The sequence below is a fragment of the Caulobacter sp. GW822-FHT07D08 genome (assembly GCF_058798735.1).
In genome coordinates, this window is the sequence record NZ_JBXAKU010000007.1 from 251,339 (window position 1) to 268,159 (window position 16,821).

Annotated in this window: 14 protein-coding genes, 1 pseudogene and 1 riboswitch; of the genes and pseudogenes, 7 read left to right on the forward strand and 8 right to left on the reverse strand. The window is 68.1% G+C overall.

Annotated elements, in window-relative coordinates:
- Positions 1-42: 42 nt before the first annotated feature.
- The 3 genes from AC1RJ9_RS15450 to AC1RJ9_RS15460 all read right to left on the reverse strand — a co-directional run bounded on the left by AC1RJ9_RS15450 (position 43) and on the right by AC1RJ9_RS15460 (position 3,633).
- Positions 43-1,236 carry a hypothetical protein gene (locus tag AC1RJ9_RS15450; protein WP_492839485.1) on the reverse strand — a complete coding sequence of 398 codons (1,194 nt, stop codon included), beginning with the start codon at positions 1,234-1,236 and terminating at the stop codon, positions 43-45.
- 84 nt (positions 1,237-1,320) lie between these two features.
- Positions 1,321-2,100, reverse strand: coding sequence for a transglutaminase-like domain-containing protein (locus tag AC1RJ9_RS15455; RefSeq protein WP_492839484.1), 780 nt, complete (start codon positions 2,098-2,100; stop codon positions 1,321-1,323).
- A 78-nt stretch (positions 2,101-2,178) separates the two neighbouring features.
- A complete protein-coding gene (locus AC1RJ9_RS15460) occupies positions 2,179-3,633 on the reverse strand; it encodes a helix-turn-helix domain-containing protein (RefSeq protein WP_492839482.1) in 1,455 nt (484 codons plus the stop codon).
- A gap of 183 nt (positions 3,634-3,816) precedes the next feature.
- Between AC1RJ9_RS15460 and AC1RJ9_RS15465 the strand changes: the two genes are divergently transcribed.
- From AC1RJ9_RS15465 to AC1RJ9_RS15485, 5 genes are all read left to right on the forward strand, one after another.
- Positions 3,817-5,436, forward strand: a complete 1,620-nt coding sequence (locus tag AC1RJ9_RS15465; RefSeq protein WP_492839481.1) for an isocitrate lyase — start codon at positions 3,817-3,819, stop codon at positions 5,434-5,436.
- 54 nt (positions 5,437-5,490) lie between these two features.
- Positions 5,491-5,724, forward strand: coding sequence for a hypothetical protein (locus tag AC1RJ9_RS15470; protein WP_492839480.1), 234 nt, complete (start codon positions 5,491-5,493; stop codon positions 5,722-5,724).
- Between the two features lie 163 nt (positions 5,725-5,887).
- Positions 5,888-7,465, forward strand: a complete 1,578-nt coding sequence (gene aceB / locus AC1RJ9_RS15475) for a malate synthase A (protein WP_492839479.1) — start codon at positions 5,888-5,890, stop codon at positions 7,463-7,465.
- Between the two features lie 253 nt (positions 7,466-7,718).
- Positions 7,719-9,980, forward strand: coding sequence for a transglycosylase domain-containing protein (locus AC1RJ9_RS15480; protein WP_492839477.1), 2,262 nt, complete (start codon positions 7,719-7,721; stop codon positions 9,978-9,980).
- 23 nt (positions 9,981-10,003) lie between these two features.
- Positions 10,004-10,198, forward strand: coding sequence for a hypothetical protein (locus tag AC1RJ9_RS15485; protein ID WP_492839476.1), 195 nt, complete (start codon positions 10,004-10,006; stop codon positions 10,196-10,198).
- On the opposite strand, the gene AC1RJ9_RS15490 is transcribed toward AC1RJ9_RS15485, so the two are convergent.
- Complete coding sequence (locus AC1RJ9_RS15490) at positions 10,183-10,764, reverse strand: TetR/AcrR family transcriptional regulator (RefSeq protein WP_492839475.1); 582 nt, start codon at positions 10,762-10,764, stop codon at positions 10,183-10,185. The genes AC1RJ9_RS15485 and AC1RJ9_RS15490 overlap by 16 nt on opposite strands.
- Positions 10,765-10,849: 85 nt before the next feature.
- Between AC1RJ9_RS15490 and AC1RJ9_RS15495 the strand changes: the two genes are divergently transcribed.
- Positions 10,850-11,353 carry a PaaI family thioesterase gene (locus AC1RJ9_RS15495; RefSeq protein WP_492839474.1) on the forward strand — a complete coding sequence of 168 codons (504 nt, stop codon included), beginning with the start codon at positions 10,850-10,852 and terminating at the stop codon, positions 11,351-11,353.
- On the opposite strand, the pseudogene AC1RJ9_RS15500 reads toward AC1RJ9_RS15495, so the two are convergent.
- From AC1RJ9_RS15500 to AC1RJ9_RS15515, 4 genes and pseudogenes are all read right to left on the reverse strand, one after another.
- Positions 11,326-11,420: pseudogene (locus AC1RJ9_RS15500) on the reverse strand (hypothetical protein); the annotation flags it as partial. The gene AC1RJ9_RS15495 and the pseudogene AC1RJ9_RS15500 sit on opposite strands and share 28 nt — an antisense overlap.
- Positions 11,416-11,814 (reverse strand): DUF1636 domain-containing protein, encoded by a 399-nt coding sequence (locus AC1RJ9_RS15505; protein ID WP_492839562.1) that lies wholly within the window; start codon positions 11,812-11,814, stop codon positions 11,416-11,418. The gene AC1RJ9_RS15505 and the pseudogene AC1RJ9_RS15500, both read right to left, overlap by 5 nt.
- 2 nt (positions 11,815-11,816) lie before the next feature.
- Positions 11,817-12,467, reverse strand: a complete 651-nt coding sequence (gene cobO, locus AC1RJ9_RS15510) for a cob(I)yrinic acid a,c-diamide adenosyltransferase (RefSeq protein WP_492839473.1) — start codon at positions 12,465-12,467, stop codon at positions 11,817-11,819.
- Between the two features lie 30 nt (positions 12,468-12,497).
- A riboswitch (cobalamin riboswitch) is annotated at positions 12,498-12,683 on the reverse strand.
- Positions 12,684-12,706: 23 nt separating this feature from the next.
- Positions 12,707-14,191 carry an esterase-like activity of phytase family protein gene (locus AC1RJ9_RS15515; RefSeq protein WP_492839471.1) on the reverse strand — a complete coding sequence of 495 codons (1,485 nt, stop codon included), beginning with the start codon at positions 14,189-14,191 and terminating at the stop codon, positions 12,707-12,709.
- Between the two features lie 198 nt (positions 14,192-14,389).
- Between AC1RJ9_RS15515 and AC1RJ9_RS15520 the strand changes: the two genes are divergently transcribed.
- Entirely contained in the window at positions 14,390-16,765 is a 2,376-nt protein-coding gene (locus AC1RJ9_RS15520) for a TonB-dependent receptor (protein ID WP_492839470.1), read from the forward strand.
- The last annotated feature ends 56 nt before the right edge of the window (positions 16,766-16,821 follow it).

The window sequence follows — 16,821 nt, forward strand, 5'->3', positions numbered from 1 at the left end:
CACGGAGCCTTCCGCCTAGAGCCCTATTGTGACAGTCAGACCTCACCGCGCGGCAGGGTTGTCCGCCAGCTTTCGCAACTCGCCGGCGGTGACGGGGACGAACGGCTTGTGGGCGTCGCCGGTCCAGCGATTGAGCGTCAGGTCGGCGGTCTGGCCGTCGGGCGTCTTGGCGTTGACCGCCAGATAGAACAGGCCGGCGCCGACCGGCTGCAGCCCGACATCGGCCTTCTGGCTCCAGCCGCGCACGCCAGTGGCGGGGTCCTTCAGGCCGTCGTCGGCGAGCGGCAAGAGCCTCCCCTGCTCCCAGCCCGGCCCCGCCTTCACGCCGATCAGGTCGCCGGTCTTCGGCTGCGCGGCGCCGTCGAAGGCGTACAGACCGTAGTTCGGCCACGCCGGCTTCTGGCCCGGATAGACACCCATGAACCAGCGCTTGGAGGCCGGGTCATAGGCCAGGTTCTGGACGCCGTAGCGGGTGTTGCCGGTGCGGACGAAGACCTTGGCGTCCACCGCCGCCGGCCCGTTGTGGTGCGGCGCGGCTTCGGTCAGCGGGCTGGCGTAGCGCCCCCAGTCGCCGACGTCGTACTGCAGCAGCACCTGCTGGTCGTTGTCGGTCCGGGTGGTATTGCCATAGACCCCGTAGGCCACCGTCAGGTAGCGCCTGCCATCCGTCTGGCCGAACGCCGGACCGAACGAGACGCCGTCGATGCCCGAGGCGTCGTAGCGGTGATCGGGCGAGGCCACGACGTCGCCCTTGAACTTGCCGTCGTCGCCCTCGAACACCCCGTCGCCGTTCAGGTCGGCGCTGTAGTCCCTGACCACCTCGGGCAGGTAGACGGTGCGGAAAAGCGCGCTGCCGGACGCCTCGACGCCGACGCGGTCCAGCCGGGCCACGTCGATCACGGCGATGTAGAAGGCCTTGTCTTCCTTGTACTCCAGCGAGCCGTAGACCTTGCCGTCGGCCGGATTGAAGTCGAGATCGCCCAGGTGTCCGGTCCAGCCGACCAGCGTGCCGATCAGCTTGCCGCTGAAGTCGTACTTCGCCAGCAGGGTCGTGAACGAGTAGTAGATGAAGCCGCCCCGCACATCGACGGCGACGCCCTGCACGTGGCCGGCCTTCCAGGTCCCGCCGTTCTGGGTCAGCGGCAGGTTGGCCAGGCCCCCCTCGGCGAGCGCCGGACCGCCGACGCACAAGGCCAGGATCGAAGCGGCCAGGGCCAGGCGATGACGAACGGACATGGTGATGACCCCAACCCAGCGTTGGCGGGCGGACCTAGGGCGTCTTGGCGACAGCTTGATGACAGTTCGGCGTCAGAGCCGGCGTCAGGGAGCCTCTCGGATCGAGAAGCTCTGCTCGATCAGGGTGGCGCGGCCGAAGATGGTCATGAAGGCGATGTCGGCCGCGTCCCGCCCCGTGGCGACCCGCACCAGGCCGTCGATCGGCGCCTTGCCCGTGGCGTCCACCAGGCGCCAGCGGCCGCCCAGATAGACCTCGGCGATGGCGTGCAGGTCCGGCGGCTCCAGCTTCCAGGCATAGGCGCTGACCGCTCTGGCCGGGATGTCGGCGGCGCGGCACATGCCGATGATCAGGTGCGTGAAGTCGCGGCAGACGCCGGCCCGGTCGACCAGGGTGTCGATCGCCGTGGTGCCCGAGTTGCTGACTCCGCCCAGATATTCGATGTGCTCGGCGATCCAGTCCAGCATCGCCTGGACCTTGGCCCCGCCCTTGAGCTCTCCGAACTCGCGCTCGACGAACAGCTCGAGGCGATCGGACGGGCTGTAGCGGCTGGCGCGCAGGAACGGCAGCACCTCGCTGGGCAGGTCGCGGATGGCCATGGCCGGCGCGTCGGCCAGGTCATGGTCGCGCCGCATGACCTCGACCCGGGCGCGGTAGAGCGCGTTGACCGTTCCCGTGGCGGTGAACACCGTACGCCGCTCGAAGGTCACCGGATCGTCGACCCGCACGGCCTCGACATTGGGCCAGAAGGTCAGGGCTTCCAGCCCCACCACCTGGTCCGGCCCATGGGCGGCCTCGACCAGCAGCAGCACCTCGCACGGGGCCGCGAAGTCATAGGTCAGCGAGGCTTCGACGTCGAAACGCATGGCGATCCTGGAACTTGGGCGACCGAGAGCCGGCCGCGCCGCCTAACAATCCGCCAGGATGGCTTCGGTTCAGAACCTCTATCGAGCGAAAGGGAATGGCGATAGCGACTTGCTGGTCTCCTCGACCAGCAGGGTGCGATTGATCGGCGCCGCCGCCCGCTGCGGACAGGCCGGGCGCTCGCAGATCCGACACGAGGGTCCGATCTCGACAGTGATCGGCGCGGCCATGTCCAGGCCCCGCGCATGGACCAACTTGGACGCGTATTTCAACTCGCAGCCCAGGCCGACGACCAGTTCGTCCTCCAGTCCCGCCTGCAGGCCCGAGGTCCGCCGCACCGTGCGCGACAGGGTGAAGTAGCGCTCGCCGTCCGGGGTCTCGATCACCTGGGTGACGATGCGCCCCGGGGTCTTGAAGCTGTCGTGGACGTTCCAGCGTGGACAGGCCCCGCCGAAGCGCGAGAACGGAAAGGGCCCGGCCGCGAACCGCTTGGAGATGTTCCCCGCCGCGTCCAGCCGCATCATGAAGAACGGCACGCCGCGCGAACCGCTCCGGCCCAGGGTGGTCAGCCGCTGGGCGGCCTGCTCGTAGCTGATGCCGAAGCGCGGCCGCACCCGCTCGATGTCGTAGCCGCTGGACTCCATGGCGGCCAGGAACGGCTCGTAGGGCATCATGATCGCGGCGGCGAGATAGCTGTCCAGAAACACCTTGAGCAGCTGGCGCGTGGCCCTGTCGGGAGCCTTGAAGCGGTCGGTCAGGTCCGACAGCACCTCCCCGCCCTCCATCAGCCCCAGCTGGTAGCACATGCCGAAAGTGCGGCTGGCGTGGGCCAGGGTCTCCGACAGCATCAGGCGCTTGCGGTGATGGTCGTAGCGGCGCAGCGAGCCGGTCATCACCTCGACCGGCATGATCCGGGTCTGGATGCCGAACCGGCTCAGCAGGCGCTCGCGCACGGCGGGACTCAGGTCCTGCGGATCGGCCTTCAGCTGGGCGACGATCTTCTCGGCCAGAGTCTCCAGTTCGGCGAAATGGTTGCGCTGGGCGCCCACCAGGTCGCGGACCCAGTCGGTCGGCGACGATTGCTCCGAGGCTGGCCCCGTCCCGTCCGGGCGCTCGAAGGCGCCCAGGTCGATCATCCGGCCGCGATCCAGATAGGCGCGATAGAGCCGCGTCATGGCCTCGGCCAGGCCCGGCGACAACTCGGCGACCTCGGCCGCCTCGTGGCGCGAGATCCCTAGATCCGCGAACATCTTGTCGGCCAGCACCTCTTCCAGCCCGGCCCCGCCGCCCGGATCGTCGGCCGACAGGCTGCGCAGGTCCAGGTCATAGGCGTCGGCCAGCCGCAGCAGGATCTGCGCGGTCACCGGCCGCTGGTTGCGCTCCAGCAGGTTCAGGTAGCTGGCCGAGACGCCCAGCTCCTCGGCCATCCGCGCCTGGGTCACGCCCAGGTCGCGCCGCAGCCGTTTGAGCCGTCCGCCGAGGAACAGCTTCTTGTCGCCCTGTTTCTTGTCGAGGGGCTTTTTGTCGCCGGTCATGTTTGGGAGCGTCGCCATTCGGTCAATCTGTCACGACTTTACAGATCTTACAAAGTCATTCTGTGACAAATTGCCTTCAATAGGTTCGACCGACCCCACGGCGCGGCGTTAGCTCACCAGGACGAGTTTTCCTTGGCCCGCAAAGGCGTAACGCCCCGGGCCCCGTAGTGGGATCGAACGACCATGACGCAGCGCAAGACCTATGCCGAACACCGCGACGCCCTGCTGGCGCGCTATCCTGACGGCGTCCTGCCGGGCGGCGTTGGCATCGACGACGTCATCCAGCTGAAGCTGCAGAACACCTTCCCGACCCACCTGGACATCGCCCGCGCCATGGCCCCGGTCATGCGCGCCGACATGGCCGAGTATGATCGTGACAGCAGCAAGTTCACCCAGTCGCTGGGTTGCTGGTCGGGCTTCCACGCCCAGCAGATGATCAAGTCGGTCAAGCGCCTGCGCGGCACGACCAAGGGCGCCTATGTCTATCTCTCGGGCTGGATGGTCGCGGGCCTGCGCAATCGCTTCGGCCACCTGCCCGACCAGTCGATGCACGAGAAGACCTCGGTCGTCGACCTGATCCAGGAGATCTATGTCTCGCTGCGCCAGGCCGATGAAGTCGCCATCAACGACCTCTTCAAGGCCCTCAGCGCCGCCCGCAAGGCCGGCGACCAGGTCGCCGAGCAGGCCGCGATCAAGGCGATCGACAACTTCGAGACCCACGTGGTGCCGATCATCGCCGACATCGACGCCGGCTTCGGCAACGAGCACGCGACCTACCTGCTGGCCAAGGAGATGATCAAGGCCGGCGCCTGCTGCCTGCAGATCGAGAACCAGGTCAGCGACGCCAAGCAGTGCGGCCACCAGGACGGCAAGGTCACCGTGCCGCGCGAGGACTTCATCGAGAAGCTGCGCGCCTGCCGCCTGGCCTTCGAGGAACTGGGCGTCGACGAGGGCGTCATCGTCGCCCGCACCGACAGCCTGGGCGCGGGCCTGACCCAGAAGATCCCGGTCAGCCAGGAGCCGGGCGATCTGGCCAGCGACTACATCAAGTGGCTGAAGACCGAACCCGTCACCCCGGAGAACCCGCTGAAGGACGGCGAGCTGGCGATCATGAAGGACGGCGCCTTCGTCAAGCCGGTGCGCATGCCCAACGGCCTGTTCGCCTTCCAGGACGGCACCGGCCGCCAGCGCGTCATCGAGGACTGCATCGCCAACCTGACCCAGGGCGGCGCCGACCTGCTGTGGATCGAGACCGACACCCCCAATGTCGACGAGATCGCCTCGATGGTGGCCGAGGTCCGCAAGGTCGTGCCGAACGCCAAGCTGACCTACAACAACTCGCCGTCGTTCAACTGGACGCTCAATCTGCGCAAGCAGGTGCGCGACCAGTGGATCGCCGAGGGCAAGATCCACAAGGACAGCTATCCGGACGGCAACGTCCTGATGTCGGCCGAGTATGACAAGACCGACCTGGGTCGCGAGGCCGACGAACGCCTGGCCCGCTTCCAGGTCGACATCGCCGCCCGCGCCGGGGTGTTCCACAACCTGATCACCCTGCCGACCTTCCACCTCACCGCCAAGAGCGTCGACGAGCTGTCGCGCGGCTACTTCGGCGAGGAGCGGATGCAGGCCTATGTCAACACGGTGCAGCGCGAGGAAATCCGCCGCGGCGTCTCGGCCGTGAAGCACCAGCACGAGGTCGGCTCGGACCTGGGCGACACCTTCAAGGAGATGGTCGCCGGCGAGCGCGCCCTGAAGGCCGGCGGCCACGCCAACACCATGAACCAGTTCGCGGCCGAATAGCCGCGAACCCCTTCCCACCGCCAGCCCCTTCCCACCGATCGAGGAGCCAAAGCCATGACCGCCAAGCGTTTCGCCCCCGCCGCCATGCCGAACTCGGACGCCAAGGAGCGCGCCGTCGACCGCGTGGCCGAGGCCTCCCACCGCCTCAACGAGGCCGTGCGCCGCGCCATCGAGGCCGGCTACTCGGTGGAGCTGGTGCGCGCCTCGCGCCACCACGACGGCTCGGGCAACTGGGGCGACCAGATCGTCCCCACCGTCCGTGACAAGGGCGCCGAAAAGAGCGCCTAAGACCGAGAGAGTCCGACGCCTTGCGTGGTCCTCGTCCTTCGACAAGCTCAGGATGAGGACCATTGCTGGCGCGGCAAAGAAACGCCCAGCTCAAACGCTTGCAGTAGAAACCTCATCCTGAGCCTGTCGAAGGACAAGGTTTCGGACACACGGAAAGCTTCCCATGCCGCTCGACATCGCCGCCAACATCCAGGTCACCGGTCCCGTTGAAGGCCGAGCTGCGGAAGTACTCACCCCGGAAGCCCTGGCCTTCGTGGCCGACCTGCACCGCCGGTTCGACGCCCGCCGTCGCGAGTTGCTGGCCGCCCGCCAGGCGCGGCAGGCCCGCTTCGACGCCGGCGAGCTGCCTGACTTCCTGGCCGAGACCGCCGATGTCCGCGCGGCCGACTGGACCGTCGCGCCCGTTCCCGCCGATCTGCTGGATCGCCGCGTCGAGATCACCGGCCCGGTCGACCGCAAGATGATCATCAACGCCCTGAACTGCGGGGCCAAGGTGTTCATGGCCGATTTCGAGGACGCCACCGCCCCGACCTGGGCCAATGTCGTCGAGGGCCAGATCAATCTGAAGGACCGCTGGCAAGGGCAGCTGACGCATGTCGACGCCAAGTCCGGCAAGGCCTACGCCATGGGCCCGACCCCGGCGGTGCTGAAGATCCGCCCGCGCGGCTGGCATCTGATGGAGCGCCACCTGGAGGTCGACGGCCAGGCCGTGGCCGGGGCGCTGTTCGACTTCGGCCTCTACGCCTTCCACAACGCCAAGGCGACGCTGGCGCAAGGCTCGGGCCCCTACTTCTACCTGCCCAAGCTGGAGAGCCATCTGGAGGCCCGCCTCTGGAACGACGTTTTCGTCCGCGCCCAGGAGGCGTTGGGCCTGCCGGTCGGGACGATCAAGGCCACGGTGCTGATCGAGACCATCCCGGCCGCCTTCGAGATGGACGAGATCCTGTTCGAGCTGAAGGACCACATCGTCGGCCTGAACTGCGGCCGCTGGGACTACATCTTCTCGTTCATCAAGCGCCTGGGCCGCCGCCCCGAGTTCCTGACCCCGGACCGCTCGGCCATGGTCATGGGCAAGGCCTTCCTGGGCGCCTATTCGCTGAAGCTGATCCAGACCTGCCACCGCCGCGGCGCCTTCGCCATGGGCGGCATGGCGGCCCAGATCCCGGTCAAGGGCGACGACGCCGCCAACCAGGCGGCCTTCGCCAAGGTCAAGGCCGACAAGGAGCGCGAGGCCGGGGCCGGCCACGACGGCACCTGGGTCGCCCACCCCGATCTGGTGCCCGTCGCCATGGAAGTCTTCGACCGCCTGATGCCGGCGGCCAATCAGCGCGACAAGCTGCTCGCCGATCTCGACATCACCGCCGCCCAGATGCTGGAGCTGCACGAGGGCGTGCGCACCGAGGCCGGCGTGCGCGAGAACATCCGCGTCGGCGTCCGCTACACCCAGGCCTGGCTGGAAGGCCGGGGGGCGGTGCCGCTCTACAACCTGATGGAAGACGCCGCGACGGCCGAGATCTGCCGCACGCAGCTGTGGCAGTGGATCCGCCTGGGCGCGGCGCTGGACGATGGCCGGGTGCTGACCTCGGAGCTGTTCATCAGCCTGTTCACCCAGGAGATGGCCGACCTGCGCCGCGACTTCGCCTCGCCGCGCCTGGAAACGGCCGCCGAGCTCTTCACCCGCATGGTGCTGTCCGACAGCCTGGAAGAATTCCTGACCCTGCCGGCCTACGAACTGATCTAGCCGACCGCCTGATCCAACCGAACGCATGACCGCAAAGAAAAAGCCCGGCGAAAGCCGGGCTTGAGAAGTAGGGGAGGAAACGCCCAGGAAGGGCAGAGGCCTCAGCCTCACGGGAGGTCATCTATGCCTGACCGAACGCCATTCAAGGGTGACCGCGAAGAAACTTCGGTTTCAACGCGCTTGGCTTGCCGGGGCCGTGTGGTAATGAGCGCGCTCGACGAGTGAGGGCCTGGCCCGAAGCGAGCGCCAGTCCATGTCCGACCCCGCCGATCCCAAAGACATCCCGCCGGCGCCGAAGCCGCGCAAGCCCCGGAAGCCGCGCGCCAAGGCCGCGATGACCTCGGCGGCTGTCCTGCCCGAGAGTTCGTCCGAACCCGTCGCGCCCAAGCCGCCTCGTCCGCGCAAGCCGCGCGCCCCCAAGCCGCCGGCCGAAGCCGCCGCCGAGACGCCGGAGATCGTCGAACCCGCAGTCGTCGAAGAAACCCCCGCGCCCGCGCCGGTCGTCGAACCCGAACCCGAGGTCCTGCCCGAGGAAGCGCCCGCTCCCGAAGCCGAGACCGAGCTGCCGGAAGCCGTCGAGGCGATCCCGGAAGCCGCCCTTTCCCCGGCCGAGCCCATCAAGACCGCCAAGCCGCCGATCTGGAAGCGTCCCGCCTGGCTGATCGGCGCGGCCGCCGCCGTGGTGCTGGCGGTCGTGCTGGTCGCCTCGCTGTTCTGGTCGCTGCCGCTGAGCCGCGCCCTGGAGCCGCTGAACAATTCCGCCATCGTGCTGGTCGCACAGGACGGCTCGCCGATCGCCCGTCGCGGCTCCTACAAGGAAGCCCCGATCGACGTCGCCAAGCTGCCGAAATACGTGCCCGGCGCTTTCATCGCCATCGAGGACCGCCGCTTCTACAGCCACATGGGCGTCGACCCGAAGGCGATCGCGCGGGCCCTGGGCAGGAACGCCCAGGCCGGCGGTGTGTCGGAAGGCGGCTCGACCATCACCCAGCAGTTGGCCAAGAACGCCTTCCTGAGCAGCGACCGCAACCTGCGCCGCAAGGCGCAGGAGGCGTTGATCGCGGTCTATCTGGAGGCCCGCCTCTCCAAGGACGAGATCCTGTCGCGCTATCTGTCGTCGGTCTATTTCGGCGACGGGGCCTTTGGCCTGCGCGCCGCGGCCCGGCACTATTTCGGCAAACAGCCCGAGCAGCTGTCGATCGGCGAGGCCGCCATGCTGGCCGGCCTGGTCAAGGCCCCTTCCCGCCTGGCGCCGACCAACAATATCGAAGGCGCCCGCGAGCGGATGCGCGTGGTGCTGGGCGCCATGGTCGAGACCAAGACCATCACCCAGGCCCAGGCCGATGCGGTCGGCGAGGTCTCGGCCATCGAGAACCCCGATAAGCTGCCGACCGGCTCCTACTTCGCCGACTGGGCCCTGCCCCAGGCCCGCGCCGCGATCGGCGCCCGCTATGGCGAGACCATCGTCAAGACGACGCTGGATCCCGAACTGCAGGAGAAGGCCGAGAAGATCCTCAACGACTTCATCGCCCGCGACGGCAAGGTCCTGAACATCACCCAGGGCGCCCTGGTGGCCATGCGCAAGGACGGCCGCGTCGTGGCCATGGTCGGCGGCCGCGACTATGGCGCCAGCCAGTTCAACCGCGCCGACGGCGCGCGCCAGCCAGGCTCCTCGTTCAAGCTGTTCGTCTACCTGGCCGCCCTGCAGTCGGGCATGACCACCACCAGTCCGATCCTCGACACCCCGGTGCAGGTCAGCGGCTACACGCCCAAGAACCACGAGGGCAAGTACCGCGACCGCGAGATCCCGCTGATCAGCGCCTTCGCCGCCTCGTCGAACGTCGCGGCCGTGCGCCTGGCCCATGACCTGGGTCCGGCCAAGGTGATCAAGGTCGCCCGCCAGCTGGGCGTCACCGAGAAGATCCCCGACGACCTGACCATGGCGCTGGGCACCGGTTCGATGAGCCTGACGCGCCTGACCGCCGCCTACGCCTCGATCGCCGCCGGCGAATATCCGATCGTCCCGCACGCCCTGGAGACCTTCCAGAAGGGCAAGACCACCGCCTACGACCCCAAGGTGCTGGCCGGCATGCGCGACCTGCTGCGCTCGGCCACCCATCGCGGCACGGGCCTGGAGGCGGCCATCGACGGCGCTTTTGGCAAGACCGGCACCACCCAGGACTATCACGACGCCCTGTTCGTCGGTTACGTCGACGACCTGGTGGTCGGGGTCTGGGTCGGCAACGACGACAACAGCTCGATGAACGGCGTGGTCGGCGGCGGCGAGCCCGCCAAGATCTGGAAAGCCTTCATGCTGTCGGCCCTGGGCCGCAACGTCGCCCCCGTGGTCGTCGAGGACCCGCTGGACGACCTGGGCCTGCCGCTGGAAGGCGAGATCGGCCCCGACGGCCTGCCGGTGGCCCCGCTGACGGTCCCCACAGACCCGCTCCCGCTCCCGCCGCCCGTCGCGCCGGTCGCCCCCGTCGCCCCGCCACCACCTGAGCCGCGTCCCTAGGCATGGTCCTCCAGGAGACCGACATGTCCGACCATCTGGCGCGTGATGACCTGTCGGCCCTCGCCGAGGCCCACGCCGGCCCCTTCCACGCCCGCGCCGAGGCCCGCGCCACCCGCGCCGGCCTGGTCACCTTCGGCGTGGTGGTGAGCGGCGTCCTGCTGTCGGCGGCGCTTCTGGTCTGGACGGTGCGCCGGCCGGTTCGTCAGGCCGCGAGATAGGCGCGGCTTAGCCGCACCAACTCGTCCTCGAACTCTCGGCTCTCCAGGAAATCGACGCCTTCCAGCACCGCCGCGCGCATCGCGCCGTGGATGGCGCGCGACAGCACGAAGGCCTGGACTCGGGTCAGCGGACGGCCGTGGGCGTCGGTCAAGCCCTCCTCCGCCGCCGCGAACTTCGCCGCCAGCTCGGCGTGATCGGCCTGGGCCAGCAGCGCGGAGGCCGCGATCCGCCGGGCCCGGTTGCGTCCGGAGAAGGCCTGGACGAAAGCGCGGATCATCGCCCGGTCCCGCGCTACGCCCTGACCGTCCTCCAGCGCCGCCATCACCCGTCCCCGGTGCGCCTCGGTCTCGCGAAGAGCCAGGGCCAGCAGGATCGCCTGCTTGTCGGGGAAATAGCGGTAGAGCGTGCCGATGCTGACCCCCGCCCGCTCAGCCACGGCGTTGGTGTTGAATCCGGCCTCGCCCGAGGCCTCCAGAACCTGAGCAGCCGCCTCCAACACGACATCGACCGACGCCAGAGCACGGCCCTGGCGTGGGATTTTCCGCGTGTTTTCAACGCCCCCCATCACGTCTCTCCCTCGCTTGAAAAGTCGAGTAACAGAGCCGCCGCTGCTCCCCTAGCCTTCCGTTGGATCATATGAAGGCGGCGACATGACCTGGGCGACCGAACGTCTCGACGCGCTGAAGGCCGGAACGGCGACGCCGCCGCCAATTGTCGAGACCCTGAGGCTGGGCCTGCTCGACGACTGGGGCGAAGGCTGGGTGAAGAAGTCCTGGCGGCCGTCGCCGGAACTGGCGACCGCCGATGGCTCGCTGTTTGGCGGCTATCTGGCGGCCCTGGCCGACCAGGTGTTGGCGTTCGCGGCCATGACCGTCGTTCCGCACGACAGGCTGTATCGGACGGTGAACCTTCAGCTCAATTTCCTAAGGGTCGCTCGCGATGGTCCACTATCGATCGAGGCGAAGGTCGTGGCACGGACCCGGCAGCTGATCACCGTGCACGCCGAATTCCGCCGCGAGGACGGCGCGCTGATCGCCGACGCCACGGCGCAGCAGATCGTCATGGCGTTCGAGCACTGGCCGGCCGAACGCGATGCGGTGGACGGGTTAAGACAAGCGGGACCGAAACCTCGTCCTTCGACAAGCTCAGGATGAGGTTTCTACTGAGCCGACCATGATCCTCATCCTGAGCCTGTCGAAGGACGAGGATCACGCGCTCAATCCCCCACCAGCTTTCCCGCCGGCGGGACGCGCACGATGAAATGCCCCTTCACGCCCTCCGGCCACTGGCGGTACGGCACCACGCCCTCGTCGCTGGCCGCGTAGGCCACGGCGTAGTCGACGATCGCTCGCGCGGCCTCGGGCGTCGGTTCGAACCGGCCAAGCACGTAGCCGATCTTGCCCGGCGCCCGCAGGTGGATAGAGCAGTGCTGGGCGCAGTTGAACAGGCAGGCCATCTCCTGGATCGCCACGCCGGAGCCGTCCGCCGCCTCGCGTAAGGCGGCGGCCAGCAGCGCCCCGCCGCGCACGCCTTCGGGCGTCTCGCGCTCTTCGGTCGAGACGCGGCAGGTGTTGCAGACCACCACGGCCGGACCGTCGTCGGCCGCGCGCAGCACGGTCAAAACTCGATCCCCGCCTGGGCCTTCACGCCGGCGCGGAACGGGTGCTTGACCTGGGCCATCTCGGTGACCAGGTCGGCGGCCTCGATCAGGGCGTCGGGCGCGTTGCGGCCGGTGACGACCACGTGCTTGCCCTCCGGCCGACCGACCAGGACCTCCAGCACCTCATCGAGCGGCAGGTACTCGTAGCGCAGGATGATGTTCAGCTCGTCGGCGACGACCATATCCCAGTCGGGATCGGCGATGCGGCTCTTGATGGCTTCCCAGGCCTCGCGCGCCACGGCGATGTCGCGGGCGCGGTCCTGGGTGTCCCAGGTGAAGCCCTCCCCCATCGGCCGGAACTCGACCTGGTCCGGGAAGGCGTCGAACACGACCTTCTCGCCGGTCTGCATCGCGCCCTTGATGAACTGGATGACGCTGACCCTCTGGCCGTGGCCGATGGCGCGGCAGACCATGCCCAGGGCCGCCGTCGTCTTGCCCTTGCCCGCCCCGGTATGGACGATCAGCAGGCCCTTCTCGATCTGGCGCTCGGCCATCATCTTGGCCCGCGCCGCCTGGATCACCTTCATCCTGGCGTTGTGGCGCGCGTTCTTCGCGGCCTCTTGGGCCGCCTCTTGGGCGGCCTCGCCGTCCGGGAGTTCTTCGTTCATCACCCTGCCCTCGCCGGACACCCCGCCGGCCGCGTTGATATGACGAAGGCCGGTCTCCTGGCTTACGCCCTCCCGTCGCGGCGCCTTCCCAGGATCACTCCCAGTGGCGCGTGCCGCGACGATCGACGGACGATCACAGTTGCGGGGGCAGCCGCGGATTGGTCACCGCGTTCCCGGAGGTCTCGCGACCTCCATGCCTTCGCCGTCCGGGGTAGGCGCGCCCGCCCAGGGGGTCAAGCTTACTTCGGCAGGGACAGGCGGTAGACCAGCACCAGGTTGTCGTTGTCGCCGGTCCCGGTGTCGCCATGCAGCGAGGCGTCGAAGTCCTGGCCGTTCACGTGGCCCTTGGCCGTGGCGAAGTCGTTGTCCGACCCGACCAGCAGGAAGACGTCGCCAGTCTTGTCGAAGGCCGAGCCGATGGCCATGGCCTCGATCTTCTCGGGCAGGCTGGTCCGGGTCGAGGGCGCGACCGACAGATTGATCCCGAACCTGGCGAGCTGGACGGGGTTGAGGATGTTGACCAGCTCGGCCTGGGCGGCCGGCTTGATGTCGGGGTTCAGCACGCCGTCCCTGGCGATCGGCTTGCCGTCCTGCTCGTAGGGCGTGCCGGCCAGGTTGGTGGCGCCGGCGAGATCGACCAGCAGGATGCTCTTGTAGACCGGCGCGTTGGGCGCGCCCTTGCCGCGTCCATTACCGTCGCGGGCCAGGACCAGCAGGCGGGTGTCGCTGAGCGCCACGGCCTCGGATTGGGCCGCGGTGACGTCGGCGCTCTGGCCGTCGCCGTTCTCGCGCACGGTCGGCAGCTGCAGCGCGTAGTGGCCGATCGGCGTCTTGGGCAGCCGGGTCTGGCTGATGTCGTAGACCAGCACGCGGGTGTTGTTGCGGGTGGCGTTGTTCGACGTCGAGTCCTGCATGGTCGCGCTCTGCAGCACGGCGATCAGGCGCTTGCCGTCGGGGCTGATGGTCAGGGCCTCCAGGCCCTGGTTGTTGCGGCGGCCTTGGTCAGGCGCCTTCTCGGCCCCGAAGTTCAACTGGCCCTTCTTGATCGGCAGCAGCGCCGGGACGGTCTGGATCGCGCCGGTCAGCGTGCCGGCCTTGTCGAACAGATAGACGCCCGCCGCGTACTCGTCCGAGACGTAGAAGCTGCCGTCCGGCAGATAGGCGATCGCCTCGCTGTCCAGGCTGAGCTTGCCCGCCCCCTCGCCGTTGGCCGGCGACGGATAGCGCACGCCGCCCCGCTCGACGACTTTGGCGCCCGGGTCCATGCCGGTGAACGGCTGGCCGGTCTGGTCCTTCAACAGGAAGCCGCCCGTTGGCGTGATGGTCAGGCCCTTGCCGGGAACCAGCTTGATCGCGTGCTCGTGGACGCGGTTGGCGTAGTCGGTCGTGCTCTTGAACGGTCCGACATTGTTGGGACCCCGGTCCGGCAGGGTGCGCAAGGTCCCGGTATAGGACCCGTCGGCGGCCTTCTTCCAGTTCGACAGCGCCATGCTGGAGAAAGAGCCCAGGGTCTCGCCGTTGAAGTCGCGCGTCGCCGCGGGCAGCCAGCCCACGGCCACCAGGCCGTGATTGACATAGGTCTTGCCGCCGAACGGGACGGTGACGTCGCCGGGGGTATTGTCCCAATGCGGCGTGACATAGGTGCGCGACTGAGCGCCGGCGCCAGCCGCCAAGGCCAGGGCGGCGAGACCCACGAGGGTTCCGACAAGGCGATGGCGCGACATCGAGAGCTCCTGAAAAGGATGCGAGGCGTTCGGTGAACCTGGCGCGCTCTTAGGGAGGGTGTGCATCGGTTTTGTGACGCACGCTGTCATCCAGACGCAGCAGAACCGTCATCAACCTGTGGAATAGACGCGGCGCTCAACCAATCGGCGCCATAGACGGAAATCCGCGTGGCGCGCGATATCGAGGGGATATCCGAAATGCTGCTCCGATCCGCTAGCGTGGTGGCTATCGCCGCCTGCCTCATGTTCGCCACCCAGGCGCAAGCCGCTGAGGTTCTGGCCGCCGACGCCCCCGCCGCGAAGGCCGCCGATGCGGTCGCGGGCGCCCCCGCCGACACCAACGAGATCGACGCGGTCGTCATCGTCGGCAGCGGTCAGACCCGCTCGGTCAACACCCTGACGCCGTCCAGCCTGGAGGTCCTTCCCCCGGGCACGAGCATTCAGAAGGCCCTGAACTTCCTGCCGGGCGTCAGCGCCCAGTCGATCGACGCCCTGGGCGTCAACGAGCAGTCGCTGTCGCTGCAGGTGCGCGGCTTCAACACCACCCACCTGGGCTACTCGCTGGACGGCATGCCGCTGGGCGACGGCGCCTACAACAACTACAACGGCCTGACCATCAGCCGCGCCCTGATCTCGGAAAACCTGGGCCGGGCCGACCTGGCGACCGGCATCGCCGGCCTGTCCATCCCCTCGACCAGCAACCTGGGCGGCGCGCTGATCTACACGTCCAGCGATCCGAAGAAGGACATGGGCTTTTCGATCAACGGGACCGTGGGCAGCGAGGACACCGCCCGCACCTTCATGCGCTTCGACACCGGCGAGCACGGCGGCTTCTCGGCCTATGTCTCGGGCCACTACGCCCAGCAGGACCTGTTCGTGAACCAGGGCGCCTACAACAAGTCGACCGGCAAGCAGCTGAACGCCAAGGCCCAGTACCGCTTCGGCGATAACGTCATCACCGCCTTCGCGGACGTGTCGCGCACCAACCAGGCTGACGACACCTATCTCTCCAAGGACATGCGCTCGCGCCTGGGCTGGGACTGGGCCGGCTACGCGCCGAACTGGGACGCCTATGTCGGCCGCGCCGCCTGCTCGGTGGCCTCGCTGGCGGCCAAGTGCGTCCCCTCGACCGCGCCCGAGAAGCTGGCCGATGTCACCTTCACCAACGGCCAGATCCTGCGCAACGACGAGGTCTACTACCTGTCGGGCGACTTCAAGATCCGCGAGAACATCACCAGCCACGTGCAGGTCTATCGCCACACCGACAAGGGCGCGGGCAACAACTTCATCACCGGCCTGTCGAACCAGGGCACGACCTCGACCGCCGACGACCTGCCGGTCCGGATCCGCGACACCCGCTACACCATCGACCGCGACGGCGTGGTGGCGAACGTGGGTTGGACGCTGGGCTTCAACCACATCCAGGCCGGCCTCTGGCTGGAAGACAACACCAGCAGCGCCGCCCGCTACATCTGGACCAATGTCACCGGCCCGTTCAGCCTGGCGAAGTTCCTGAAGGGCCAGCCCGACACCGCCCAGTGGGTGCAGCAGACCAACTGGACCACCCAGCAGTTCTACGTCCAGGACACGATGACCCTCCTGGACGACGCCCTGAGCATCGACTTCGGCTTCAAGAGCACCCACGCCAAGTCCGCCGCCGAAGCGCTTCGCGGCATCGCCAAGGCCCCGGTGACGGCGTCCAGCCAGTTCGCCAGCGGCACGCTGTACGCCAAGGATGACTTCCTGCCGGAAATCGGCGCGCGCTACCGCATCGCCCCGGGCCACGAGGTGTTCGCCAGCTACGCCGAGAACATGGCCATGTTCCAGGGCGGCTTCAAACTCGGCCCGCAATCGGTGTCGCAAGCGGTGTGGGACGCCCAGGGCAAGTATCTGAAGCCGGAAACCTCCAAGAGCTTCGACGCCGGCTACCGCTATGTCGGCGACAATCTCCAGGTCTCGATCGCGGCCTATGACGTGAAGTTCGAGAACCGCCTGCTGCAGTACAACCCCTGCCCGACCAACCAGCAGCAGAACCCGGGCTGCGGCAACTCCTTCCACAACGCCGGCGGCGTCACCAGCAAGGGCGCCGAGATCGGCGTGCTGTGGAAGGCGACGTCGTGGCTGAACTGGTACAATTCGGCCTCGTACAACAAGTCGACCTACGACGAAGACCTGAACTGGTGCACGACCACCTGCGTGATCAAGCAGACGGCCGGCAAACAGCAGGTCGATACGCCGAAGGAAATGCTCGCCAGCGTGCTGACCGTGAAGCAAGGCGGCTTCTCGGCCTCGCTGCAGGGCAAGTACACCGGCCGCCGCTACTATACCTACACCAACGACCAGAGCTTCGCCGGCGTCACCACCTTCGACCTGGGCGTCAGCTACAGGTTCAGCCCGGTCGGTTTCATGAAGGGCGCCAAGGCGTCGCTGAACGTCACCAACCTGACGAACAAGCGCTACGCGTCGAACTTCGACAGCAGCGTGTTCGCCCCGGACGACGCGGCGGGCAGCATCCTGGTGTTCCACGCCTCGGCCCCGCGCCAGGTGTTCGGCACGATCGGCTTCGAGTTCTAGGCCCCGCGCAACGCCGCGATAAATCAGGCTCTTCCCCAGCGATGGGGGAGAGCCTT

What these genes read in the sequence shown, in the direction of transcription:
- AC1RJ9_RS15465 (WP_492839481.1), top strand. Translation starts at nt 3,817, where the DNA reads ATGACGCAGCGCAAGACCTATGCCGAACACCGCGACGCCCTGCTGGCG.
- aceB (WP_492839479.1), top strand. Translation starts at nt 5,888, where the DNA reads ATGCCGCTCGACATCGCCGCCAACATCCAGGTCACCGGTCCCGTTGAA.
- AC1RJ9_RS15455 (WP_492839484.1), bottom strand. Translation starts at nt 2,100, where the DNA reads ATGCGTTTCGACGTCGAAGCCTCGCTGACCTATGACTTCGCGGCCCCG.
- AC1RJ9_RS15490 (WP_492839475.1), bottom strand. Translation starts at nt 10,764, where the DNA reads ATGGGGGGCGTTGAAAACACGCGGAAAATCCCACGCCAGGGCCGTGCT.
- AC1RJ9_RS15460 (WP_492839482.1), bottom strand. Translation starts at nt 3,633, where the DNA reads ATGACCGGCGACAAAAAGCCCCTCGACAAGAAACAGGGCGACAAGAAG.
- AC1RJ9_RS15480 (WP_492839477.1), top strand. Translation starts at nt 7,719, where the DNA reads ATGTCCGACCCCGCCGATCCCAAAGACATCCCGCCGGCGCCGAAGCCG.
- AC1RJ9_RS15450 (WP_492839485.1), bottom strand. Translation starts at nt 1,236, where the DNA reads ATGTCCGTTCGTCATCGCCTGGCCCTGGCCGCTTCGATCCTGGCCTTG.
- AC1RJ9_RS15495 (WP_492839474.1), top strand. Translation starts at nt 10,850, where the DNA reads ATGACCTGGGCGACCGAACGTCTCGACGCGCTGAAGGCCGGAACGGCG.
- AC1RJ9_RS15485 (WP_492839476.1), top strand. Translation starts at nt 10,004, where the DNA reads ATGTCCGACCATCTGGCGCGTGATGACCTGTCGGCCCTCGCCGAGGCC.
- AC1RJ9_RS15470 (WP_492839480.1), top strand. Translation starts at nt 5,491, where the DNA reads ATGACCGCCAAGCGTTTCGCCCCCGCCGCCATGCCGAACTCGGACGCC.
- AC1RJ9_RS15520 (WP_492839470.1), top strand. Translation starts at nt 14,390, where the DNA reads ATGCTGCTCCGATCCGCTAGCGTGGTGGCTATCGCCGCCTGCCTCATG.
- cobO (WP_492839473.1), bottom strand. Translation starts at nt 12,467, where the DNA reads ATGAACGAAGAACTCCCGGACGGCGAGGCCGCCCAAGAGGCGGCCCAA.
- AC1RJ9_RS15515 (WP_492839471.1), bottom strand. Translation starts at nt 14,191, where the DNA reads ATGTCGCGCCATCGCCTTGTCGGAACCCTCGTGGGTCTCGCCGCCCTG.